We start from the raw sequence: 24,626 nt of genomic DNA, 5'->3' as shown, positions 1-24,626 counted from the left end.
CCACAATTACTTATAAGCCAGTGTAGCCAAAGTTTTTATCAAAATGTGGAGTTAAATCAGTGTAAGTCAGGCTAAGTCAAGGTGTCAGATAAATAACTACAAAAGAAAATTGCGACATTGTACTCAGTCAAGCTACTGAGGCGATCGCAATGCTAGAAACACTAATCCCTCTGGTTGTAAATAAGTCTGTTGAAGTTGTTGTTGGAATACTGCTGGAAAAGTTTTGTAAATGGGTGCTGAGTGATGCCAATATCAAAAGTGCTAACAACTTTCTAAAAATGCAGATTCTTGTACTTTATCTTGATTGGGTTTTACGAAAAACATCACTAAAATCTCTGTCAGAGGAATTAAAAGAGAAGGATTAATAAACAGGTGGGTAGTAGAGATAATGAAGCGATCGCACCCACAAACCAAATGCGATCGCCCCTAACCTCTCCCCCTACTGCGATCGTGCTACCATTACCAATAAATTCTTTTGGGAGTTCAATCAATGGCTACCCTTAATACGCTAAACATACCTGATGAGTTATACGAACAACTGCAAGAGTTAGCTAAAGCTGAAAATAGCTCAGTTGATGCTCAAGTTATTACAATATTGCAGAACGCTTTGCAGGCAAAAACACAGCCAACGGAAGAGGAAAGGCGAAAAAATGTCCCAAAACTCCTAGAGGAAATTAGTCGTCAGCGCCGCTGCTTGAATCCAGCAGACTTTGGATTACCTGATAGTACTGAACTAATTCGAGAAGATCGCGATAGATGAGTAATCCTCTTAGATGCGTGGTAGATACCAGTGTGTGCATCAAGTATTTTATTGCTGACCCACTAACTGCCAAAGTTAATCAACTCTTCGGTCATCTCGCCAATCCACAGACAGAAATTTTTGTTCCAGACCTTTTTTACATTGAGTGTGCTAACACGTTCTGGAAGTATGTTCGTGCAAGGATGTATACTGCTGCTGAGGTTCAGACAGATTTAGCTACTCTGAAAGCTTTTCTGTTGCGTGTTGTTTCAACAGCTGATTTGATGGCGGATGCAATTACTATAAGCTTGAGTTATGGAACTTCTGCCTACGATGGCTCTTATGTTGCACTTTCACAGCAGGTAGGCGCTACTTTGCTGACTCTCGACGGTAAGCTGGTGAAAGCTCTAACAGCTTCGTCTTACAATGTTTCCTCGTTTAATGACTTTGAGGTTCCGGCGTTGGAGTCAATGTAGAAGCGATCGCCTTTCCTCACCATATATTCAACCCCAAAGCATTGAATGAGGCTAAACAAATCGATATATAACTCAGGATTGGGGAAATTAAATTTTTATCACCGACTTATCTTAGTTGCAATAAAATTAGTTTGTAAAGCAGGGAATAAACCTGCTGTTTTTTAATATTCAATTGTCAAAAATGCCTTTTACTTATAACCGCACGGTTCGCTTTCAAGATACTGATGCTGCTGGAGTAGTTTATTTTGCAAATGTTTTGGGTATGTGCCATGAAGCTTATGAAGAATCTTTAGAAGCATCAAGTATTAATCTCAAAGATTTTTTTACTAATCCTTCTGTAGCTTTTCCCATTGTTCATGCTAGTGTCGATTTTTTGCGCCCTATGTTTGGTGGGGACAAGTTGCTGATTAGCTTAATTCCTCAAAAAATAGGTGTTGAGAAGTTTGAAATTACTTATGAAATTACTGTGGGTGAAGTGATAGTTGCTAAGGCTATTACTCGCCATGTTTGTATTGATGTGAGTAGTAGAAGTAAGCAGGAATTACCTGAAGAGATTATTCAGTGGTTGGAGACGAACCGCAGAGACGCAGAGGACGCAGAGAGAAGAAGGTCGAGAGAGATTATGTGATGGAATTTTGGAGGAATTCTGTGGCGATTTGCTGTAACTGTTGACGGTTAATCTTACCTTGAGAGTTGCGGGGTAAGTTTTGCTGGGGAATCCAATATTTAGGCATTTTAAATTTGCTGAGTTTGTCTTTGAGTAGAATTTGAATTTTTAAGGCAGAGGTATCTGATTTTTTGGGAATGTAAATTGCTGTTAAGGCTTGTCCCCAATTTTTATCTGGGATGCCAATGACACAAATATCGGCAACCATTTGAGTTGATTGTATAGCTGACTCAATCTCTGCTGGGTAAATATTTTCGCCACCTGTAATAATTTTGTCGCTGTTACGTCCGATAATATTTAAATGACCTTGATTGTCTAAAAAACCTAAATCATCTACTTGGAAATCAGTTTGATTTTCTCTAGTTTTAGGATAGTAACCAAGGGCTAAAGATTGAGCATGAATGGTGATGTTTCCGATTTGATTGTAATTTAAAATTTCGCCTTGCTGATTGCGAATAGTTACTTTTGCATGGGGAAGAATTTGACCACTGCTAATTTTACCGACGAGAAAATCATCTGGTTTGAGGGTGGCAATTTGAGAGGCGGTTTCTGTCGTGCCATAGGTAGGTGCTAACCGGATGCGGTGAAATCTGGCTTTTTCTAGTAGTTCGTTCCATGCTGGCGCACCTCCCAAAAGTACTGTATTAAACTGGGATAGCCATTCAGTTAATTCTGGATTTTGCAGAAGGCGTTGTAACTGTGTTGGTACTAAAGATATAAAGAATTCTGATTGTTTAATATTTAATATTTGACCGGATTCTACGGCTTTAAATGGTTGAATAGCTAGTTTACCTGCGGTGGTAAAAGAGCGGATAAATTGCATTAAACCGCTAACGTGATATAGCGGTAACATGCAAAATGAATTTACTTGTTTGATTTGAAAGTATTCTGTAAATCCTTGTACCGATGAGACGAGAGTTTCCCAAGTGTGAATGGCAAATTTAATTTGTCCCGATGAACCACCTGTGGGAATCATTATGAATGGGGACTGGGGGCTGGGGACTGGGGACTGGGGGACTGGGGAAGTGGGAGTGTGTAGAAGTTTTCCCAAAATAATATTTGGCTGTACTAAATCAAAGACTTGTTGCCATTCTTGTGTTCCCCAGTCGGGGTTACAAAGAAAAACTGGACAATTAGCTGCACAAGCGGCAATAAAACTTGCTAGAAACTTTAATGGTTCGCGTTCAGCTAAGATTATTTTTGGTGGTGTTCCACACGCTGATAATTGTGTTAGTTCTAAATATAATTCTTGAGCTATTTGATTAAATTCACGGCTGTTATAACCGATAAACCAATCATTTTGAGTTAGGTTATTAAGACAGTCTAAAGGTCGTTCCATAAAGTTTGAAACCACGTTTCTTCTTGTTCAAAAAAATGGTCGATACCAAAACCAACTGCCTTGTTGTTTTGGGATAATTTTGCTGCTAGTTGGAGTGCTGATTTTCTACCGATCGCAGTTTCAAATACTGATGAAAATACAGTATCAATTTGATACTGATGGCAAAACTTTCTCAAACGAGATGGCGAGCCAACGATCCCAGGCTTGATGACAAAAATCCCTCGCCAACCTTGTTGATAACAGGCGGCGAGTTGCCCAAGTGTGGCGACAGATTCATCTAAAGCGATCGCAGTTTCATAACTCATACTCAATTCCAACATCTGCTGAAATTGCTCAACGGGTAGCGGTTGTTCGATAAATTCAATTTCTATGGGTACTTCTGCATTTGCCTTGAGATTGTCGCAAGTCCGCAGCCATAAGTTAGCTTCTTCATAGGTGAGTCCACCGTTGGCATCTAATCGCAGTTTGGTAAAGGCTGGTAAGGTTTGTATTAGTGAGTCAAAAATTTCTAGTTCATGAGCGATCGCATCCACACCAATTTTCCACTTAAACGTGCGATATCCCTTCTGCCATAGAGTTTTCCATTGATTTAAAGCCGCTTTTCCAGATGGTAATAAGCCGCTATAGCGCAAGGAGTGAAGCGCCGAGGATAAATTTAAATTCTTCTCCTCTGCTCCCTTGCTCCCCTGCTCCCCTGCTCCCCTGCTCCCCCACTCCCACGCTGACTCAAAGCCAAATTGACAAGCAGGTAACTTATCTGGAATAGAGAAAATTATCTCGTCTGTGATTTCTTCTGGGAGTTGGCGACAAAAATCTAAGGCTTGTTCTAGGGTTTCGGAACCAAACCAGCTAATGGGGGCAATTTCTCCCCAACCGAGTTTACCTGATTCATCGGTGAGACGGAGAATAATACCTTCACGAATATCCCACTTACCGTGATTGGTGGTAAGCGATCGCAAAAATCTTCGCTGATATGGACGAAATTTAAATTGATAACGCATCAATTAATAATTGCTAAAGCATAAATCCCAGCCCGAACAGCAAGCAAGTCCAAAAATGCACGGCTACGGCGATAAATTTACAGTTGCTAACTTTGTCTGGCTGGTTGTGATTTTCTTGGACGTGGCGACATAATTTGACGGCAAAGGGTAAACTCACCCAACTCAGTAATGTCCAAGCTGGAGAAATTCCCAACAGCACAAACAGCAAGGTGAGGGGATAAATGCTACCAGTAAACCAAACAAGCAGTTGGGCCCCTTTTTGAGTTCCCAGACGGACGATAGGCGATCGCTTACCTGCGGCTATGTCATCCTTAACTTGGTGAAAATGTGAGCAAAACAAAATTAAGGTTGTGGCAATCCCAACAATCACTGAAACTGCTAAACTTGTCATTGACCAAGTTTGAGTTTGGCTGTAATAGGCTGCCTCCACTGCTAAAGGGCCAAAGGCAAAAAAGCAAAGAATCTCGCCTAAACCCTGATATCCTAAGCGAAAGGGAGGCCCTTGGTACATATAGCCCAAACCACAGCATAGTAGAATGATGGCGATGACAGTTAGGTCTTGTTGCCAAAATGCGATCGCTACTATGCCCAGCAACCCCAAACCTAAACACAAATTTCCTATCCAAAATATTAATGGCTTATTGCTAGTTAAATTCACCAGAGAATGGTGCTTATTTTGATCGATACCTGTTTCGGAATCAAAGACATCATTACTGATATTTTCCCAGGCAAGAATTAAAATTGCCGCAGCTACAAAAGTAGAAAATACTGCACCATTGAACATTTTAGTTTCGGCAAATGCGACTGCCGTTCCTACCCAAATAGGCATAATGGCAACGCTGTACATTGGCGGTTTAATCGCTGCCATCCATAACTTCGTGTTGGGATATAAAATTTGCTTGGTAGTCATCAGTTGTGATTAATTAAATTACCGGAATATTACTCACACTTTAGATTTTATGATTTAAAGAGACGCTAGATATGGGTGATATACAAACAATTGTCACTTTTACTATGGCTTGTTAACAAAAGTGTTGTTAACACTCACTCTCACATTGCATTCTTAGGCTAAAACTGTCTTATCATGGTCTAGGAACACCATGAACAAAGCAAATCCTACGCTGGTGAAATGGCAACTTAATATGTTACCTGTAAAAATACGACCACGATTAATTACACTTTAGGAAGTTAACTTAAAAAAAATTTACTATAGATCCATGACAGTTTCACCATGTCGTAGCAACTTGTTTGTAGAGCGCAAAGATTTATATCAATTTCTACTATCAGTCCAAGAAAAGTGCCTCCAAAATAATGGCAAGCAAATTGTCAGTATCTCTCAAGAGATCGATTTAGTTGATCCTTTACTTGTATTGGATCAACTTACACAAGCAAATGAAATAAATTTTTACTTTGAGGACAGAGCTAAAGGGGAAGCGATCGCAGCAATTGATTCTGTAGCAAAATTACAGATTGATGGTGCAGATCGTTTTACTCAAGCTGAATATTTTATCAAATCTTGTCTAAAAAATATAATTAATTTTGGTAACGCTAATCAACCTTTTTCTGGGCCTCACTTTTTTTCTTATTTCAGCTTTTTTGATAAAAATGCCCAGGTAGATTATCCATTTCCATCCGCTACCATTTTTCTTCCACGTTGGCAAGTAGCTGTGAAAAATCAGCGTTGTATATTAGTAACAAATATAATTATTAATGAAAATGCAAATATTCAAAGGTTGTTGGAGAATCTGCAACATAAAATTGAATTTATCCAATCTTTAGAATATTACTCTGCTAATATTGATTGCTTCCCAGCAACCTTTTATAAAAAATCTGTCACAAATGCTACTCAATTTAAACGTTCAGTAGTATCTGCTTTAGAAAAAATTCGGTCTAGTCATTTAAGCAAAATTGTATTAGCAGATATATTAGATGTAAAGTCAAGCAACCACTTTAGCCTAGTTAAATCATTAAATAATCTTAGACAAAATCATCCCAATTGTTATATTTTTTCTACAAGTAATGGAAAAGGACAAAATTTTATTGGTGCAAGTCCAGAAAGATTAATTAGTATTAATAATCAACAGTTAATCACTGATGCTTTAGCTGGTTCTGCACCACGAGGTAAAACCCCTGCTGAAGATGCAGCTAATGCCAATCGCTTACTAAATAGTGAAAAAGAAAAGCATGAACATTCACTAGTACTTAATTTTATAACTCAACGTCTATCTCAGCTAGGTTTATCACCTCAGATATTAGCACCCCGCCTACGACAATTATCTAACATCCAGCATTTATGGACACCTATAAGTGCGATAGTTCCTACTAACATCCATCCATTAAAGATTGTCGGACAATTGCATCCTACACCAGCCGTTGCGGGTGCATCACAAGATGTAGCTTGTGCCGAAATTCGTCGTTATGAAAGCTTTGAGAGAGGTTTATACGCTGCACCTCTAGGTTGGATAGATTCTCAGGGTAACTGTGAGTTTATTGTGGGAATTCGTTCAGCATTGATTGATGGCGATCGCGCGAGATTGTATGCTGGTGCTGGTATAGTTGCGGGATCTGATCCTGACAAGGAGTTTGCAGAGGTGCAACTTAAACTTCAGGCGTTACTGAAAGCGTTAGTTTAAAATTAATTACTAATCTTGTATGCCAGCTAAAGATGTTCATCATAATACCGATAATCATAAAAACTAAGTAGAATTATTTATATAGAAAGCCTCCTTTCTGAAAAGAAAGAAGGCTTTAATCGTACTTAAAACTCGCCAAATACAATTCAAAATGATTTTGTTTTGCACTTATTGCAGAGTTAAAAACTCATCTAAAAATCCTGATGAGTAAAAGCTTTAGCATTTGTGCCAGTGTAATTAGCAACAATATGTCCATCACCAGTCATTTGATATTTATATGTCACCAATCCTTCTAAACCAACGGGGCCACGGGGAGGCATTTGTTGCGTGCTAATTCCTACTTCTGCACCGAAACCATAACGGAAGCCATCAGCAAAGCGGGTAGAACAATTGTGGAATATATTGGCTGAATTTACTAGTCCAAAGAAAGTTTCAACAGATGTTGAATCTTCAGTAATAATCGCATCGGTATGACGAGAACCATATTCGTTAATATGTGCGATCGCATCTTCTATAGAGTCTACAATCTTGATCGACAAAATATAATCGCTATATTCTGTTTCCCAGTCTACCTCTGTTGCAGTTACAATGTTAGACAAAATTTTCAAAGTGCGTTTATCACCTCTCAATTCTACGTGGCGTTCTTGCAAAGCATCAGCAACCTTTGGTAAAAATTCTGTAGCAATTGATTGGTGGACTAGCAAAGTTTCAATGGCATTACAAACAGCAGGATATTGCGCTTTGGCATCTACTGTAATCGGAACTGCTTTAGAAATATCAGCAGCTTTATCTATATAAAGATGGCAAATTCCATCGGCGTGACCTAGTACTGGAATGCGTGTATTTTCCTGCACAAATCTGACAAATGAATTAGAACCTCTAGGAATAATTAAATCCACATATTTATCTAATTTCAAAAGTTCTAAAGTTTCTTCTCTAGTTGTCAGCAACTGTACCGCATCTGGGTTAACAGCAGTTTGAGATAATCCCTGTTTAATTGCCTTAACTATCGCTTCGCAAGAACGGACAGCTTCTTTTCCACATTTGAGGATTACACCATTTCCTGATTTGATTGCTAAGGAAGCAATTTGAATCGCCGCCTCTGGACGTGCTTCAAAAATAATCCCCAAAACACCTAAAGAACAAGTAATTCGTTTGAGAATTAAGCCAGTGTCAAGTTCGCGGTGAATCTGCACTTTACCAACTGGATCGTCTAGCTTACCGACATCTTGTACCCCAGCGATCGCATCTCTTAATTTATGTTCATCCAACTGCAAGCGCTTATAAAGCGGTTTAGGAATTCCTTCGGCATTAGCAGCTTCACAATCAGCAATATTTGCTTGTAAAATTTCATCCTTAGCTGATTCTAAAGCTTGCGCGATCGCAATAATTGCTTGATTTTTTGCCTCAGTAGAGAGAATCGCCAGTTTACTTGCAGCTTTGCGGGTTTTTTGGGCGATCGTAATTAGGGGAGAACCAATATCAAAAATAGTCATAGCAAAAATCTTTACTTTTTCTTCATCTTATCAATCTGAGTTGATCGTTGCTTATCGTCTTCCCCCAATCGGGTGAACCATCTGGGTAATCAATAATTACTCTGATCGGGTGAAGCAAAACCTGGTTCAAAAAACTTATTCTGTGAGTATGAAACACAGAGACGGCAAAAGTAAAAAGTTCGCGCTTATATAAATAACTTAAGTATTATTACAGGCATTATTTGAAAGCCTTAAATATGATTTATGCGTACCATAGGCTAGAGAGACATTATGTTCCTCTGGTCTTTTACTTTAGTAGACAATTTATACTGCTGGCTATGCTTTCGGGTTTGCTACTTCAGCGATCTTTACAAGTAGCTACGCCCACACAATGGCTGATTAAACAACTTTCAGACTAGTTGCGTTAAACTTCTTTGCTGCTTTTAACTAGGTTCGCCACTACTTTCACCAACTTATCTGGCTCGATGGGCTTAGATAGATGAACTTCAAATCCAGCTTCCAGAGCCAGGTTGCGTTCTTCATCTCTAGCATAAGCCGTCAGTGCTACAGCCAGAATCTTCTCTCCACGAAGGGCTTCCTGTTCGCGAACTTGGCGAATCAGCGAATAACCATCCTCATCTGGCATTCCGATATCACTGACTAAAATATTTGGTCTTAATCGCATCAACGCTTCCAGGGCTTCACCTACTGAGCTAACCGATGTCACCTGCGCTCCTGACTGTTCAAGAACAAAAGCAATTAACTCACGAGTATCGGTACTATCCTCTACAAGGAGTATTTGCAAGCCATCGAGCGCTAAGAGATTATTGACTTTTACTTGACTCTCTTTAATTAGCTGCTCTGATTGCGGTTTTATTAGAGGTAACAGGACTGTAAATGTCGCTCCCCGTCCTTCCCCTTCACTAACTGCATAAACTGTGCCAGAGTGTATTTCTACTAAGTGGCGTACAATTGCCAGCCCTAGCCCCAAACCACTTTCTACTCTAGTAGTTGTGCTATCAGCTTGACGGAAGCGCTCAAATATATAAGGTAGAAAGTCAGCACCAATTCCCTTACCTGTGTCAGAGACAGAAATCTCAGCATTTGAGTTTACCTGCTTCAGACACACTTCAACTCGGCCCCCGTTGGGTGTGAACTTGACGGCGTTAGAGAGCAAATTCCAGACTACTTGTTGCAGGCGTTCTGCATCACCCATAACCTCACCTACTGACGAGTCAAGGTTAGACTCAACTTGAATATCTTTAATCTCAGATGTGGGATATATAGCTTCTATTGCCGTGTTAATTACAATTACAAGGTCAACTTTACGGAGATTTAGGCGGATTTTCCCTTGTACAATGCGTGAAATATCGAGGATATCATCAATCAGTTTGCTCTGAAGTTTTGCATTCCGCTCGATTGTCGCCAGCGCCTTAGAAGTAATTGCCTCATCTAATTTTCGATGACGAATTATTTGAACCCAACCCAGCATCGAGTTGAGAGGTGTACGAAGTTCGTGAGAGACAATTGCTAAAAATTCATCCTTAATGCGGTTAGCTTCCTGAGCTTGCCAATAAAGCTGTGCATTTTCAATAGCAGACGCTGCACGTTGGGCAAGTTCTTCAGCCATTGCTAGGTCTACGGTAGTGTAATAGCGCCCTAATTGTGTAGAGGCAAATACAATTGTCCCTAGCTTGTGTTGACGCACTTGCAATGGCACAACCATATAAGACTTAACTTGCAGTAGATTAAGGGATTCATCATTCCATGCTTTTCTTTGTAACGAAGACTCAAGAATGTTTGTAACCAGTTCCGGCTTACCAGTCCGTAAAACCTTTGGTAGTCCATAATCTGCATCAACAGAAATTGGATAGCGTTGTCGGAGTTTTCGGACTAGTGCTTCTTTCTGTGGGTCAGATGCAGCGATGACTGGGTTATTGAAAGCTACCGAATTATTTTCAACGACATCCACAATACACCAATCTGCGAAGGTAGGCACTGCTAATTGGGCGACGCTGGTTAGGGTATTGCGGTAGTCTAAGGAAGACGCTAGTACACGACTTGCTTCAGCCAAAAAATTAGAGCGCCTTTCTGAGGCTTCGGCTGCAATTCGGGCGGCTTGCTCACGCTCAAATAACTGCTCACGCTCCGACTCTAAACGCCTACGCTTGCTAATATCGCGCATTAGCCAGCGCAGAGCAACAGGCTTACCCACCTCATTACGGACGGTAACTACTGTCAAAGCAACATCAAAACAAACTTTTTCCCGTGGTTGCAAACACACTTCCCATTCTCCGCCCCGGTCGAGATGCTGCAACTGAGTTAGGTAATTAAAAAAAGCTTGATGATCTGACTGTCCGATAAAATTAAGCAACGGTTTCCGAATCAAAAATCGCTGTGAGATATTAAGTAAGATAGTAGTGGCGTGGTTAGCTTCAAGGATAGTGCCATAAATATCAGTTACCAAGTAAGCATCAGGCGCAAAATCAAATAATTCTTGATAGCGCTGACGCTCCTTCTCTACTGCAATTCGTGTTGCTTGTAGTTCCTCAGAGGCAATTCTCATTTCTTCTAAAGCGATTTGAAGTTCTGCAAAAGCTTCTGTTGTTAGCTCTTGTTGCGAATACCGCTCACTTGCCGTGCTTTTCAATAATTTCATCACCCGTGAGCGCAATATCTCTATTTGCCGAGTAAAACCTTCTACATTCATGTTGCTCACTTTGCTAAACCTAAAAAGCGCACGTGAGAGAAAAATCAAGCAAGTATGATTCCAACTGTATGCTCAAAGCGGAACTCAAAACTATTGCTCAAAAGATAGAGGTTTGTCTTGCCAAGGCAAGTTAAACCAGTGAATAAAACACAATGTAATTGTCTCAACCACTGACTACTATGCTAAAATAAGCGGCTAATAAACAAATCTACCTAGGGTGCTGTACAGCTAGAAACATAATAGGTAGATTAAAGCAAATTTTTTTATAGCTTAAGGAGGGCCTGATGGTTACAGCAACAGTACCAGGACAACAGGTCAAAATCGGCCCAACCAAGTTGCTGATTAACAATGAGTGGGTAAATAGTGTCAGCGATGTCTACGACGGGCTACGCCTACGCCGATTTGAAACAATCAACCCAACTACAGGTGAGGTAATCTGTGAAGTCTCAGAAGCAGATACCCCAGATGTGGATAAAGCAGTACAAGCAGCCCGCAACGCTTTCGCTAATGGAGAATGGAGAAAGATATCTGCCACCCGTCGAGGCGAGTTACTTTACAAGTTAGCTGATTTAATTGAGCAAAATCATCGATGAGTTGGCGCAGCTAGAAACTCTCGACAACGGTAAACCATTACAAGATTCATTCGGTGACTTGAGTTTAGTCATTGCCTGCTACCGTTACTATGCAGGCTGGGCTGACAAAGTACAAGGCAAAACTATTCCGATTAACGGGCCATACTTCTGCTACACTCGCCATGAACCTGTGGGTGTCGTTGGTCAAATTATTTCGTGGAATTTTCCCCTGTTAATGCAGGCTTGGAAGTTAGCACCAGCTTTAGCAACTGGTAATACAGTAGTTCTCAAAACAGCAGAACAAACACCATTATCAGCACTGCGGGTAGGCGAGTTGATTATTGAGGCTGGTTTTCCGCCTGGTGTGGTGAACACCTTATCAGGATACGGCCCAACCGCCGGGGCTGCGATCGCAAGTCATAGAGATATTGACAAAGTGGCCTTTACTGGTTCCACTGAAGTCGGTCATCTAATTATGGAAGCTGCCGCCAAAAGTAACCTGAAGCGTGTCACCTTGGAATTGGGTGGTAAGAGTCCTAACATCGTTTTTGCTGATGCAAATATGGATGCAGCTATGTCTGGCGACAAGCCGCTTTGCGTCTACGCAGGTTCCCACGATGCCATATTCTTTAACCAAGGACAATGCTGCTGTGCTGGTTCGCGCCTGTTTGTAGAAGAAAAATGTTATGACGAGTTCGTTGCTAGAACTGTAGAAAGAGCAAGAGCGCGGGTTGTTGGTAATCCTTTTGATGCCAAAACAGAACAAGGGCCACAGGTAGACAAAGATCAATTTGATCGGGTGATGAGCTATATCGAATCTGGAATGCGCGAAGGGGCCGAGATGCTATGTGGTGGTAATCAAGTTGGCGACAAAGGTTATTTTATTGCACCCACAGTCTTTGCTGGTGTCCGCGATGACATGAAGATTGCCCAAGAGGAAATTTTTGGGCCAGTGATGAGCATCATCAAGTTCAAAGATATTGATGAAGTCATTCAACGGGCGAATGCCACCATGTACGGGCTTGCTGCCGCAGTGTGGACTCAGGATATCACCAAAGCCCATGCGATCGCTAACAATCTCCGGGCTGGTACTGTATGGGTAAATTGCTACGACGTATTTGATGCTGCTGCACCTTTTGGTGGATTTAAGCAATCTGGTATTGGGCGAGAACTAGGCGAATATGGCTTGCAGCAATATACGGAAGTTAAGACCGTTACCATCAAATTGTAGTACGACTTGAATTTGGCTTTAGCCATATTCATCCCCCTAAATCTAAAAAAATCTGTTTTAGGGGGATGATGAATGTGATATCTGATCTGGGGTGGGCATCATAAATATGCTTTGCATACAACCTCAAGATAATTCTGATGATAAATGCGATCGCTACTAAATTTCGCCAACTTATAACTGGAAAAAAAAGACCGACAGGTTATTTTGATAGACATAACCACAAAAACAAAACTAAGCGTTCCATAGCGCTGTATACCTGCATAGGATTAGTAAGTGCAATTTTGGCATTGTTGTTAATCGCATCCCCAGGACTGGCCCAAAAACCGCAACCCCAACAATCCTTAAAACTCCAACAACCGTTATTAGTAGCTACACGAGTTATACCGCCCTTTGTGCTATCAAACAAAGGTGAGCTATCAGGATTCAGTATCGACCTCTGGCGCAGTATTGCTACCCAAATAGGTATAGAGTCTAAATTTATTGAATATTCCAGTGTGCCAGAAGTGATTTCTGCTATTAAGGACAACAAAGTCAACTTGGGAATTGCAGCTATCTCGATTACAGCCGAACGCGAGCAAAATTTCGATTTTTCATTACCCATTTTTGCTGGTGGGCTGCAAATTATGGTACGCAACCTAGAGAGTAAAAACAGTGCTTTTCCAAATATTTTGCAATTGTTTTTCTCTACTAGTCTTTTGCAGGTAATAGGCATTGCCCTAGTGCTAATTGTTGTAGCAGCCCACATTATTTGGCTATCCGAGCGCAATCACAAAGAAGGGATGATTTCTGAATCATACTTTCCTGGTATTTTTAAAGCTTGTTGGTGGGCAGCAGCCACATTAGCGACTCAAGCCGATGAAATGCCCAAAGGAGTGCTGGGACGTTTTATAGCTATAGTCTGGATGTTTATCGGAGTCCTTTTTGTCGCCTACTTTACAGCCAGTGCGACTACTTCATTAACAGTGCAGCAACTTCAGGGCGATATCAGGAGTATAGACGATTTACCCGGTAAGGTAGTAGCTACAACTGCGGGAAGCACAGCAGCGACATACTTGCGAGAACATCATATTTCAGTTTTAGAAGTCCCCAAAATTGAGGAAGCTTACAAAGCTCTGCAAACAAAAAAAGCTGATGCTGTGGTGTTTGATGCACCTGTACTCCTCTTTTATGCTGCCAATGAAGGCAAAGGGAAGGTAGAGATTGTTGGCAGTATCTTGCGTGAAGAAAGCTACGGAATCATTCTGCCTAATAGCAGTCCCTACCGCAAACCAATTAATCAGGCTCTGCTGAATCTTAAAGAAAATGGCACTTATCAATCGCTATATGATAAGTGGTTCGATCCTAAAAATTCTTAAACTTTGCTAGAAAATTAGAGTTATCGGGACTAGGACGTGTTTTCAAAGTCTTAGCTCCCCTCAAACCCCCCGATAAATTGGGGGGCAAAAACCTCTCAAAGACAAACATACAATGATTTTAAGTAACGCAATGTGCAACTTATTTTTAGAACCCCTCTCCGAACCTCTCTCCCTGTGGACTAAGGTGTACACACATCTTTCTAGAAAACCAAAATCGTTGTAGATCCCCCCAACCCCCTTAAAAAGGGGGACTTTGAGAGGTTTTTGCCCCCTTTTTTAAGGGGGTTGGGGGGATCAAAAGCTTGTGGGATAACTTTAAAAGACTTGTGTGTACACCGTAGCCCTGTGGGGGAGAGGCTTTGATTCTTGCTCCTATAACAGCATTGGCTATGTCTCTATTTTTTTACCTCAATACTAAGCACATAAAATTTATGTCTTGCTAACATTAAGCTTTTCTAATATTATTTTAGGGCTGGTGATATGTAACTCTGCTAAAACTTCATCAAAAATAGGACTTACGCAAAATACCCTGCGGGTACTTCGTTGGAGAACTCGTAGAGTAGCCGCTCTGCTCCTACAGGAATTGCCTTTATCAAAGAATGAGGGTTTTGACTATTGTTTGCGTAAGTTTTAAAAAAATTACAAAACGTTTGTAGTGAGCGATAAATCACTAAATTTTAAAAGCTTTAGCCCTGACTACAAACCACTAGTTCATATTTGCAATTGAAGTCTATTTTGACAAAATAGGGAAACAATCATGCTACCAAGTAATAGAGTAAACTTTCAAAAATACAAACTAAAATTTGTTAATTTTGAAATTCCACCTGCGCTTAAATCTGTCAATTTTTCTTGTTTTGTTATCGGAGAAAGTTTATCTTTTTTTGGGTCTTGGATGACTCAAATTGCTTTGGTATGGCTAGTTTATCAATTAACTAATTCGGCTGTATTAGTTGGTGTTGCTGGATTTACAAATCAAGCTATGGGTTTGATTATTACCCCTTTGGTAGGAGTATTACTAGATCGCTGGAATTTACGATATGTTCTACTAGCTACTCAGCTAGTATCGATTATGCTATCTTCTACCCTGACCTTTTTAACTCTTAGCAACAACATCAATGTTGCATGGATTATTGTTATTGGCACACTTCAGGGAATAGTAAAAGCTTTTGATTTACCAGCACGTCAGGTAATTATTCCCAGACTTTTGGATCAAAAATCAGATACTTATAGTGCGATGGCTTCGCATTCATTCTTGATTAATACAGCAAAGTTTGTTAGTCCCATGATTGGGGGTTTCTTGATTGCTCGATCTGGTGCAGCTTCTTGTTTTTTAGTAGATAGTATTAGCTATTTACCCTTTATATCTGCAATTTTAACTATCAAGGTAAACCCAATTATCAATAATACATCAAATCAAAAAGCCCAAATTTGGCAAAATCTTAAAGAAGGCTTTGTTTATGCATACGATTTTTTACCCATTAAACATTTATTGATATTACAAATTGTTATTTGCTTTATGGGGATGACCCATGTGAATTTAATCCCGATTTTTGCTCAAGAAATTTTGAATGGTAATGCTGAAACTATGGGTTTTTTGATGACAGCTTCGGCTCTTGGTTCTATAGTTTCAGGTATTTATCTCATCTCTAGAAAAAATATCATCGGATTAGGAAGGGTTATAGCGACTTCTGCCGCGATTCTCGGTTTAGGTTTAATCGTATTTTCTCAATCAACAAATTTAGAGTTTTGTCTAATATTTATGTTTGTTATAGGCATGAATAATACTCTCACTCTGGCTTCTCTTAATAACTTTATGCAATCCATTCTTCTTGATGAAGATAAAAGAGGTAGAGTAACCAGCATTTTTACAACTGGTTTTTTAGGAATCCTGCCTTTTGGCAATTTGTTTTTTGGAGTATTCGCAGGTCATCTTGGTGTTACCAATGCTTTATTATTTGGCGGTATTTGTTGCATTATAGGAGCATATTTCTTTAGTAGACAACTACCGAAAATAAGAAAGGTTTTGCATCCAATTTATGCAGAGTTGGGCTTACTTCCACAGTCAAATAAAGGCTAAATGTAGTTGGGATAGCAGCGATCGCGCCTCTGATACTTCATCAAAACTCAGCGTGTCGCGTTTCTCCTCAGCATCAAGCATAGAAGACAACACTGTGCGTGTGTTCCTATAAGGCTTTCACGCTATTGCTAAATTTCTTGTAAAAACTCTTGATTTTCATTACCGATTGTGAGAAAGTCTGATTTAACATCCACAAAATACTGTAAGTCGATAGGTTTATCGTATTTTGGTGGTTTAATTAGAAGTAAGCGGTGGTTTTAGCTGTGCTTTAACCCCGAAAAGCTGCTATCAGAGTGATTACAAGTACAGAAGTATAACAGCCATCTGATGAAGGCATCATACCAGGACTGAATGTCTATATGACTTTCAGGAGAATCATCTTCCATGCAAATTACCTTCCAGTAGAGTAACCACAGATTTCATCCCAAATCTGGTGAAATTGCCCTGCTTCTCTGGAGTTGGGTGTCTTATGTAGGCTAGTAGTCTGCCAACCCAAAAATGCTGCGTGATGTCTGGGGAAAGGGGAAGGTGGGGCCCCCACGAAGTGGGGATAAGGGGCAGGGGTAAGGGATTTGAAACCTTTCCCCCTTCCCCTTTACCCTTTACCCCGCCAAGTTCACTTGGCGAACTACTAGTTGTTCTAGCTTTCAGATGCTCATGTATTCACTCATGACTATATTTTTGCCAGTGGAGAACATCTCATGCAAGTAGATCCTAATTCTCATCAAGGTTCCGAGCAAGATACTCAGGCTAATAGCGAAATAGAGAAACTGAAACAACCCCGTGTAAATAGCAAACGTTTTTTTGGTAGTCACGCCAGCAGACGCTCGTTTCTCGGCCGCGCTGGTTTATTTAGTGCTGCTAGCGTTGTTGCAGGAGTTTTCGGTTCACCTTTCTCCTCAAAGAAAGGAGAAGATGTTGTACAAGCTCAAGATATTAACAGGCGGTATAATCGACCATTCAACTACAACAGTTTTGTTGATAAAGCCTATCGAGTCCGTGTTGAAGCAGCCAGAGTTGAACGAAGTATTCCCATTCCGCCGCATCCGACTAACGGCGATGAGGAGCGTTATGCCAACAAAATCGGCTCTGACAGTAGGGGATTACCACACAATGGACTTGGCGAAGTTAAGTTGGAAGCTTACAACTCTTTGACCAAAGCACTGACAACCCAAAACCCAAATGATTATGAAAATATCATCTTGGGTGGCGGCAGAAAGCTGGTCAATCCTCAAGGCCCCCTGGCAATTAGTCTAGAAGGAATCAATGCAGCGCAGATAGCAGTGCCACCACCACCGGCTCTAGCTAGTGCAGAACGCGCTGCTGAAGCAGTTGAACTCTACTGGCAAGCTTTACTTCGAGATGTACCTCTTTCTAAGCTCCAAAACAATACTGACAACCCAAAAGTCTTAGCAGCCGTCGAAGACCTCAATAAGCTTTCAGCCTTCCGAGGGCCAAAACAAAATGGCCGTGTCACCCCTCAGACTCTATTTCGTGGTAGCGTCAACTACGTCAATATTTACACTTCAGGTATAACTACAAAATATGTTATTCCCCCAGGGGTACTAGATGGCCCTTACATCTCACAATTTTTGTTGCGGACTATTCCTTGGGGAACTCAGTCTGTTTCACCACTGATTCGTACTGCTCTTCCTGGTAATGATTTTCTACTCGATTTCCAGGAATGGTTGACTATTCAGAATGGAGGTAGTTCCGGTAAGTCTATTAAATACGACCCCAAAAACCGTTACATAGCTACAGTTCGGGATTTAGGTGAGTATGCCCATATTGGCGGCCCTACATACCTTGGAGCCTCTTTGATTCTTGGTAGCATCGGTACACCTTTGAATCCGGGCAATCCCTACGTCAGATCGAATACTCAAGTTGGTTCTAATGCAACCTTTGCAGCAGGACATTTACAAGCCTTGCTTAACTTGGGTAGTTCACGTGTGATTAGAGCGTCATACTGGCAGAAGTATTATTTACACCGTATTTTGCGCCCGGAAGCTTACGGTGGGCTAGTTTACAACAACATTGTCAATAAAACCCAATATCCGATTAATTCTGAGGTCTTTAATTCCAAAGCCTTGGCTCAGGCCTTTAGCACCTTCGGCACTTATCTATTGCCCCAAGCATATCCAGAAGGATCGCCAACCCATTCTTCGTATACAGGTGGTGCGGCTGCTAATGCTGGCGTTAATGTCACACTATTGAAAGCATTTTTTGATGAAAACTTTGTTATCCCCGATCCAGTAGTGCCCGATCCCAACGATCCCACAAAAGTAATTCCTTATAGTGGCCCACCCCTAACTGTGGGTGGAGAGTTGAATAAACTGGCAACTAACTATGCAATTGGTCGCGGTCACGGTGGTATTCATTGGCGTTCGGATGGTTCAGCTAGTTTGGCTTTGGGAGAAGAGGTTGCTATTAGCCTTCTCAGGGATGAGAGACTGGGTTACAACGAAATATTCAATGGTTTCACCTTCACAAAATTTGACGGTTCAAAAGTCACAGTCTAAACAGATTTTCGGTATTTAGTGATTTCAAAACTTTTGTAGAGACGCGAAATTGCACTGGGCTAAGTTAATGTACCGTAATGCTTTCGCGTCTCTATACCAAGATTCATGTATCTAATCAGTAACGCCTGATTTTTATCACAAATGTTAAATTTAATACGCAATAACTTACTTAGGATAGAGAATCAATAATTACTCTGGGTTATGGCGTTAAAAAACAGTACAAGCCCTGTACGCTGGAAATTCTACCCTCTCTAGTGCCAGAGTTAAGCTAGTACGCATCTAAATTGCACATTTTTTCGTTAAAACTGTCATTTATCATTAGTTTCATTAGTTATTGATAAAAGACAACTGATAAATGACTAATGATAAAGGACGAATTTCACGAATAAATAAGCAATTAAAGTGCGTAACAGCCTAGCAATAATTGCAGTTTGCTCCAGACGCTTAGTATGACAAAGGCATTCCCAAGCATAGCAAGGCGCTTGAAAAGTACAGGAATCAAGTTGTTGAAGATGGGAACCTTCCTAATAACCCGTTTTATTGCAAGCTGGAAACGCTACTTTCTGGGTGACACTGTTGATGTCCGCCCCTCCACGTCTCCTTCCTCTGATGTCCGCCCCACCTTAGCTGGTCCAGTCCTCAGCTTAGGTGGGGGTGGCCCCGATGTTGATGATGCTATTCAGTGGATGATTAACCAAGTTAGGGGAGGTACTAACACCGCAACCAAGGTTAATGTTGTAGTTCTCCGCACGAATGGTAATCACGATTACAATCGGCTAATTTCTGCCATGAAGGGCGTAAACTCTGTGGAAACTCTTCTGATTCGCAATAGACAAGAAGCAAACAAAGTTGAAATTTATGAAAAAGTCAGAAATGCTGATGTGATTTTTTTTGCTGGCGGCGACCAATGTCAGTACATCCGCAATTGGAAAGATACCAAGCTTGAGGCTGCTGTTAAGTCAGTTTACCTGAAGGGAGGTGGTGTTGGTGGCACTAGTGCGGGTGCGATGATCCAAAGTGATTGTGTCTATGATGCTTGCGCTTCTTCAGAAAAAGGCATTGAAACTAGAGACGCACTTGAAGATCCTTACCGGGATATCACCTTTACCTACAACTTTTTCAATTGGAGTAATTTAAAAGGAACTATCGTAGATACGCACTTCGATAGGCGGGAAAGAATGGGTCGAATTATGGCTTTCATTGCCCGTCAAATTAAGGACGGTGTATCTAGCAGTGTTTTAGGCATAGCGGTTAGCGAAAGTACATCGGTTCTTGTGGATAAAAACGGTTTGGTGAAAGTTATGGGTAGGGGTGCGGCGTACTTTGTACTTGGTAATCACATACCGGAAGTATGCGAACCCCGAACGCCTTTGACCTTTTCTAATTACAAAATTTGGAGAGTTCGCAGCGGCGACACCTTTAACTTAAGAAACAGACCAACCTCTGGGTACTATCTCAGGAGTGTCAAAAGGGGACGGATTGATTCAAATCCATATTGAGTGGGGAGTGAGGAAGAAGCAAGGGAGCAGGGGAGAGGAGTTTTTAGCAGCACCTCGCCCCTCTGCTTCTTTTCAATTCCCAATGCCAAATTCTCAATGCCCCTAACAAGGAAGCACGCCATTTTCGTCAAAAAACCTCCGCTAGAACCATCATCAGGTAGAGTGGCAAGTCTTAATGCTGCGTAGGCGTAGCCCCCCGTAGCGATCGCTCCTTGTTTAAGGGTACGGTATCCTTTGTATTGATTAATGTGAGTTGCTGTGAAACCAGGGTCAGCAGTATTGACTTTAACCGGGGTATCTTTAAGTTCAGCAGCCAACATAACTGCGATCGCATTCACTGCTGTCTTGGATGAGTTATAGGCAAGAAGCTTAAAATTAGCGAACTCATAATTTTGATCGGAGTTCTAAGTCAGAGAACCTAAACCACTTGATAAATTTACTATTCGCCCTGCTGTTGACTTCTTCAAAAGTGGCAGCAGGGCTTTTGTAACTGCAAACACTCCAAATACATTGGTTTCAACTGGCAACTTTTACTATCTTTAAGCAGGTTTAGTGTATATGTAGTGTGTCTCAATACAGTATTTAGGATTTAGTAATCCTACAGAAGTAGTGATTGACTGTCGTGTATCTACTAGTAGTGATTCACACCGCAGATAGCGGTTGAGAAAATATTTGCGGTTTACACTAGCAATTGACTCAAAAATCATTGAATCAGATAGATATGCAAACTAAACAACTTGGCAATTCGGAGCTTTACATTACCCCAATTGGCTTTGGTGCTTGGGCGATTGGTGGAGGTGGCTGGGCTTTTGGTTGGGGAGCGCAAGACGATCAAGAATCTATTGAAGCGATCGCTCGCGCTCTCGATCTCGGTGTTAATTGGATTGACACCGCAGCTATTTATGGTCTGGGACATTCTGAGGAAGTTGTTGCTAAGGCGCTCAAGGGTCGATCTAGTCGCCCCTATATTTTCACTAAATGCTCAATGATTTGGGATGAAAAGGGCGAAATTGGTCGTAGCCTGAAGGCGGATTCTGTGCGTCGGGAAGTTGAAGCCAGTTTGCGCCGACTTGACATTGAAACCATTGACCTCTATCAAATCCACTGGCCTAACCCTGCTACAGAAATTGAAGAAGGCTGGACGACTCTCGCCAAGCTCAAGGATGAAGGGAAGGTTCGCTATATCGGGGTTTCAAACTTCAATGTCGAACAGTTGAAGCGTATCCAGGAGATTGCACCAGTTACCTCATTACAACCGCCTTATTCATTGGTTAAGCGCGATGTCGAAAACGAGACTCTGCCTTTTTGTCAGGAAAATAACATCGGTGTAATTGTGTATTCACCCATGCAATCTGGCTTGCTTACAGGAAAGATGACATCTGAGCGGGTTGCCAATTTACCAGATGATGATTGGCGTAAGAAGAGTGATGAGTTTAAGGAGCCACGTCTATCTCGTAACCTGAAGTTAGTCGAGGTGTTGCAGCACATTGGTGAGCAACACGATCGCTCCCCTGGTGAGGTAGCGATCGCTTGGACTTTAAACAATCCGGCGGTGACGGCTGCGATCGTTGGCGCACGCAATGCCAAGCAGGTAGAAGGAATTATCGCTGCTGGGGAATTTCGCCTCAATCAGCAGGAGCTAGATCAAATTGCTGCTTTCCTGCGCGAGAATCCATAGAAGAAGGCTGGCGTAAACTTTGAATAGTAGCGATCGCATGTTTGGCCACAATATCAATTTCCTCTTGAGTATTAAACCGTCCAATACCAAACCGCACTGAGGCATAAGCTAGCTGTTGGGGGTTTCCCAGTGCTGTCAGAACACTGGAGGGTGAAGTATTTGCCGAAGAGCAAGCAGATCCCGAAGAAACCGCCATTACTGGCTGCAATCCTAGCAAAAGTGCGGCTCCATCCACCCCCTCAACACTGATATTCAAGTTTCCCGCCAATCGCTGTTGAGGGTGGCCGTTGAGATGAATTCCTTCGAGTTGGGAAAGCTGTTTCCACAAGCTTTGTCTTAACTGGGTGAGGCGTTGGTTTTCTGTTGCTTGTTCTGCCAAAGCGATTTCTACAGCTTTCCCAAAGCCGACAATTTGCGGTGTATACAATGTCCCAGAACGCATACCCCGTTCATGTCCGCCGCCGTGTTGCTGGGGAGCCAGTTGCACTCTGGGATCGCGCCTGCGGACGTATAGCGCCCCAATCCCCTTTGGCCCAAATACTTTGTGTGCTGTTAGCGACATCAAATCAATTTTCATCTTTTGCACATCAAGAGGAGTTTTACCAATAGCTTGGGCTGCATCGGTGTGGAAAATGATGTTGTAAGCATGGCATAGTTCCCCAATTTCTGCTATTGGCTGTAAAACGCCAATTTCGTTATTTGCAGCCATCACCGAAACCAAAATTGTCTCAGGACGGAAAGCTTTGTTTAACTCATTTAAATCAATCAGTCCATCTTTTTTAACTGGGAGAATAGTAATTTCAAAACCGAGAGTTTTTAAATAATTACAAGGGTCAAGAACTGCATTATGTTCAGTGGCGACAGTAATAATATGCTGACCTTTTTTAAAATAAGCTTCGGCAACACCTTTAATAGCTAAATTATTAGCTTCTGTTGCACCACTTGTAAAAACAATCTCTTCGGGAGTGGCATTAATTGCTGCTGCTAAAATCTCTCGTGTTTGTTTGACAGCAGCTTCTGATTCCCAACCATAAACATGACCAATACTCGCTGCGTTGCCAAACTTTTCTGTGAAGTAAGGGATCATTGCCGCTAATACCCGTTCATCTACGGGTGTAGTAGCGTGGCAATCAAGGTATATAGGGCGAATAGACATAATTATTAACTCAAACTTTGACTCAAATTTTTTAATATGCTTAGAACCTGATACAGTTCACTTTCTCGTTTCAAAAGTGTAAATTGGTCAGATATAGCATACTTTGCTTGATTTCCTGTGGTAAGTTTCAGGAAAATAAAATCACTGCCATTTGTTACTAATCCAAAAGAAGGTTTGTCTTGACTAGGATTAGACAGCATATAAACAAGTGCTTGCGGTACAGCTTCTAAAAGAGAAAAACTAGACCTTTTCGATTCAATTACTAACAACCAGAATTGTTCTTGAATAATTAAAACATCAATTCTACCTCTTATAATTTCTCCTTCATCTTCCGCAGAAATTTCTATTGATTGCTCGCCTCTTATATAAAAAGGCTCGTCATAAAATCCAGCTAAATTAAGTAAAGGAGATAAAACTACTAATTTTACCGTTTCTTCTGACAAAGGAGGATACTTGACTAAACGGAGGAAATGAAGTTTTACTCTGTCTAAATCTTGCTTTTCTAAATCTGTAATTTCCGGTAAATTTTCAAACCATTCTGTGAAGAATGCCTCATCTTCGGCTAGCTGTAGACTAAATTTTTTCTCCAAATAAGCAAGCCCAATATTTTGTGCTTGGATAAATTGAACCATAATTTATGCAACTCTATATTCTATCAAACAAAACAAAACTAGGTTTTGTTTGGCATAACGTTAACAATTCTTGCTCTGATACCGATTCTGTATGAAGATGCGCTAAACCATATTTAGGTATAAGAAAGAAAAACGAACCGCAAAGGACGCAAAGGACACAAAGAAAGAAGAAGTTAAAAGGGTTTGGCGCAACCTCACAAAGAAATGGTATGAATAGACTCTTTGACTTGAATCATAAACAACAAAAGACCATTTTTTGGCAAACTTACACGCAAATAGCCATAGTTCCTCACTTATTGAAGTTTTGCTGACATTTCTTAAGACTCACTGAGAATTTTACGTGGCTGCTAATTCCTGTAATTTAGTTAAAACTGCCTGAGCATGACCTTTGGCTTTTACGTTCGGCCAAGTATAGGCAATAATTTTATCAGGTGAAATGAGAAAAGTTGAACGAGCAACACCCATATATTCTTTTCCCATAAATTTTTTTAAGCGCCAAGCACCGTAGGCTTCTGTCAAAATATGTTCTGGGTCACTCAAGAGGGTGATTGACAAGTTATGTTTGCTGATAAATTTACAATGGGACTTACCCAAATCTGGACTCACGCCTAAGATTTTCGCTCCCAGTTCGCCGAAGTCTTGATACAACTCGCTGAAATCTTTCGCTTCGGTGGTACAACCGGGTGTGTCATCTTTGGGGTAGAAGTAGAGGATAACCCACTGACTGCTGAGGTCGTCAAGAGTGACTGAATTGCCATTTTGGTCAGGTGTGGAAAAATCTGGCGCTGGTTGTCCGATTTGGGGAATGTTGGTCATGATGGGTGTGAGAGATTGCAATCGTTTTAGAATTGTACATAACGTTGAGCT

At 41.1% G+C, this 24,626-nt stretch carries 21 protein-coding genes and 1 pseudogene; 12 read left to right on the top strand and 10 right to left on the bottom strand.

Annotated features, from left to right (window positions below; all coding sequences use genetic code 11):
- Nucleotides 1-149 precede the first annotated feature (149 nt).
- Nucleotides 150-365, top strand: coding sequence for a hypothetical protein (locus IQ274_RS09585; protein ID WP_194142104.1), 216 nt, complete (start codon nucleotides 150-152; stop codon nucleotides 363-365).
- On the opposite strand, the gene IQ274_RS09580 is transcribed toward IQ274_RS09585, so the two are convergent.
- On the bottom strand, nucleotides 348-491 hold the full coding sequence (locus tag IQ274_RS09580) for a hypothetical protein (RefSeq protein ID WP_194142103.1): 144 nt from the start codon (nucleotides 489-491) through the stop codon (nucleotides 348-350). The genes IQ274_RS09585 and IQ274_RS09580 overlap by 18 nt on opposite strands.
- On the opposite strand from IQ274_RS09580, the gene IQ274_RS09575 reads away from it, so the two are divergent.
- The 3 genes from IQ274_RS09575 (at nucleotide 491) to IQ274_RS09565 (ending at nucleotide 1,843) form a co-directional block, all read left to right on the top strand.
- Entirely contained in the window at nucleotides 491-760 is a 270-nt protein-coding gene (locus tag IQ274_RS09575; protein ID WP_194142102.1) for a hypothetical protein, read from the top strand. The two genes, IQ274_RS09580 and IQ274_RS09575, sit on opposite strands and share 1 nt — an antisense overlap.
- Complete coding sequence (locus IQ274_RS09570) at nucleotides 757-1,215, top strand: type II toxin-antitoxin system VapC family toxin (RefSeq protein WP_194142101.1); 459 nt, start codon at nucleotides 757-759, stop codon at nucleotides 1,213-1,215. Before IQ274_RS09575 ends, IQ274_RS09570 begins: the two co-directional genes overlap by 4 nt.
- 181 nt (nucleotides 1,216-1,396) lie before the next feature.
- Nucleotides 1,397-1,843, top strand: coding sequence for an acyl-CoA thioesterase (locus IQ274_RS09565; RefSeq protein WP_194142100.1), 447 nt, complete (start codon nucleotides 1,397-1,399; stop codon nucleotides 1,841-1,843).
- On the opposite strand, the gene IQ274_RS09560 is transcribed toward IQ274_RS09565, so the two are convergent.
- From IQ274_RS09560 to menA, 3 genes are read right to left on the bottom strand one after another with little or no spacing between them, the layout of a single operon-like run.
- Nucleotides 1,836-3,221, bottom strand: a complete 1,386-nt coding sequence (locus IQ274_RS09560; protein WP_194142099.1) for a 2-succinylbenzoate--CoA ligase — start codon at nucleotides 3,219-3,221, stop codon at nucleotides 1,836-1,838. The two genes, IQ274_RS09565 and IQ274_RS09560, sit on opposite strands and share 8 nt — an antisense overlap.
- On the bottom strand, nucleotides 3,206-4,222 hold the full coding sequence (locus tag IQ274_RS09555) for an o-succinylbenzoate synthase (protein WP_194142098.1): 1,017 nt from the start codon (nucleotides 4,220-4,222) through the stop codon (nucleotides 3,206-3,208). The genes IQ274_RS09560 and IQ274_RS09555 overlap by 16 nt, the downstream gene beginning before the upstream one ends.
- A 13-nt stretch (nucleotides 4,223-4,235) precedes the next feature.
- A complete protein-coding gene (menA, locus tag IQ274_RS09550; RefSeq protein ID WP_163935189.1) occupies nucleotides 4,236-5,132 on the bottom strand; it encodes a 2-carboxy-1,4-naphthoquinone phytyltransferase in 897 nt (298 codons plus the stop codon).
- 307 nt (nucleotides 5,133-5,439) lie between these two features.
- Between menA and IQ274_RS09545 the strand changes: the two genes are divergently transcribed.
- The gene (locus IQ274_RS09545) at nucleotides 5,440-6,855 is read left to right on the top strand and encodes an isochorismate synthase (RefSeq protein WP_163935186.1); all 1,416 of its coding nucleotides are present in this window, start codon (nucleotides 5,440-5,442) and stop codon (nucleotides 6,853-6,855) included.
- Between the two features lie 191 nt (nucleotides 6,856-7,046).
- Here IQ274_RS09545 and IQ274_RS09540 read toward each other — a convergent pair whose 3' ends face one another.
- Entirely contained in the window at nucleotides 7,047-8,351 is a 1,305-nt protein-coding gene (locus IQ274_RS09540; protein WP_194142097.1) for a glutamate-5-semialdehyde dehydrogenase, read from the bottom strand.
- A 403-nt stretch (nucleotides 8,352-8,754) separates the two neighbouring features.
- Complete coding sequence (locus tag IQ274_RS09535; RefSeq protein ID WP_194142195.1) at nucleotides 8,755-11,040, bottom strand: ATP-binding protein; 2,286 nt, start codon at nucleotides 11,038-11,040, stop codon at nucleotides 8,755-8,757.
- Nucleotides 11,041-11,324: 284 nt separating this feature from the next.
- Here IQ274_RS09535 and IQ274_RS37280 point away from each other — a divergent pair, with 284 nt between their 5' ends.
- The 6 genes from IQ274_RS37280 to IQ274_RS09510 all read left to right on the top strand — a co-directional run bounded on the left by IQ274_RS37280 (nucleotide 11,325) and on the right by IQ274_RS09510 (nucleotide 20,293).
- Entirely contained in the window at nucleotides 11,325-11,633 is a 309-nt protein-coding gene (locus IQ274_RS37280; RefSeq protein WP_265578529.1) for an aldehyde dehydrogenase family protein, read from the top strand.
- A complete protein-coding gene (locus IQ274_RS09530; RefSeq protein ID WP_265578528.1) occupies nucleotides 11,614-12,843 on the top strand; it encodes an aldehyde dehydrogenase family protein in 1,230 nt (409 codons plus the stop codon). Before IQ274_RS37280 ends, IQ274_RS09530 begins: the two co-directional genes overlap by 20 nt.
- 137 nt (nucleotides 12,844-12,980) lie before the next feature.
- Nucleotides 12,981-14,198 (top strand): transporter substrate-binding domain-containing protein, encoded by a 1,218-nt coding sequence (locus IQ274_RS09525; RefSeq protein ID WP_194142096.1) that lies wholly within the window; start codon nucleotides 12,981-12,983, stop codon nucleotides 14,196-14,198.
- A gap of 757 nt (nucleotides 14,199-14,955) precedes the next feature.
- Nucleotides 14,956-16,275: an MFS transporter gene (locus tag IQ274_RS09520; protein ID WP_194142095.1), complete on the top strand. Its 1,320-nt coding sequence runs from the start codon at nucleotides 14,956-14,958 to the stop codon at nucleotides 16,273-16,275.
- A 701-nt stretch (nucleotides 16,276-16,976) separates the two neighbouring features.
- The gene (locus IQ274_RS09515) at nucleotides 16,977-18,794 is read left to right on the top strand and encodes a vanadium-dependent haloperoxidase (RefSeq protein WP_194142094.1); all 1,818 of its coding nucleotides are present in this window, start codon (nucleotides 16,977-16,979) and stop codon (nucleotides 18,792-18,794) included.
- Between the two features lie 449 nt (nucleotides 18,795-19,243).
- A complete protein-coding gene (locus tag IQ274_RS09510) occupies nucleotides 19,244-20,293 on the top strand; it encodes a cyanophycinase (RefSeq protein ID WP_175586902.1) in 1,050 nt (349 codons plus the stop codon).
- Here the strand turns inward: IQ274_RS09510 and IQ274_RS09505 are convergent.
- Nucleotides 20,245-20,820 (bottom strand): annotated as a pseudogene (locus IQ274_RS09505) (SDR family NAD(P)-dependent oxidoreductase). The gene IQ274_RS09510 and the pseudogene IQ274_RS09505 sit on opposite strands and share 49 nt — an antisense overlap.
- 194 nt (nucleotides 20,821-21,014) lie before the next feature.
- Between IQ274_RS09505 and IQ274_RS09500 the strand changes: the two are divergent.
- The gene (locus IQ274_RS09500) at nucleotides 21,015-21,971 is read left to right on the top strand and encodes an aldo/keto reductase (RefSeq protein WP_194142093.1); all 957 of its coding nucleotides are present in this window, start codon (nucleotides 21,015-21,017) and stop codon (nucleotides 21,969-21,971) included.
- On the opposite strand, the gene IQ274_RS09495 is transcribed toward IQ274_RS09500, so the two are convergent.
- The 3 genes from IQ274_RS09495 to bcp form a co-directional block, all read right to left on the bottom strand.
- Nucleotides 21,919-23,127, bottom strand: a complete 1,209-nt coding sequence (locus IQ274_RS09495) for a cysteine desulfurase family protein (RefSeq protein WP_194142092.1) — start codon at nucleotides 23,125-23,127, stop codon at nucleotides 21,919-21,921. The two genes, IQ274_RS09500 and IQ274_RS09495, sit on opposite strands and share 53 nt — an antisense overlap.
- A 5-nt stretch (nucleotides 23,128-23,132) precedes the next feature.
- Nucleotides 23,133-23,759, bottom strand: coding sequence for a type I restriction endonuclease (locus tag IQ274_RS09490; RefSeq protein WP_194142091.1), 627 nt, complete (start codon nucleotides 23,757-23,759; stop codon nucleotides 23,133-23,135).
- A 336-nt stretch (nucleotides 23,760-24,095) separates the two neighbouring features.
- Nucleotides 24,096-24,575 carry a thioredoxin-dependent thiol peroxidase gene (gene bcp, locus IQ274_RS09485; protein WP_194142090.1) on the bottom strand — a complete coding sequence of 160 codons (480 nt, stop codon included), beginning with the start codon at nucleotides 24,573-24,575 and terminating at the stop codon, nucleotides 24,096-24,098.
- Nucleotides 24,576-24,626 lie beyond the last annotated feature (51 nt).

The organism is Nostoc sp. LEGE 12447, from assembly GCF_015206985.1.
Classification (GTDB): Bacteria; Cyanobacteriota; Cyanobacteriia; order Cyanobacteriales; family Nostocaceae; genus Nostoc.
Note: the sequence above shows the minus strand (reverse complement) of the source record. Positions and strands in the feature narration are given on the sequence as shown.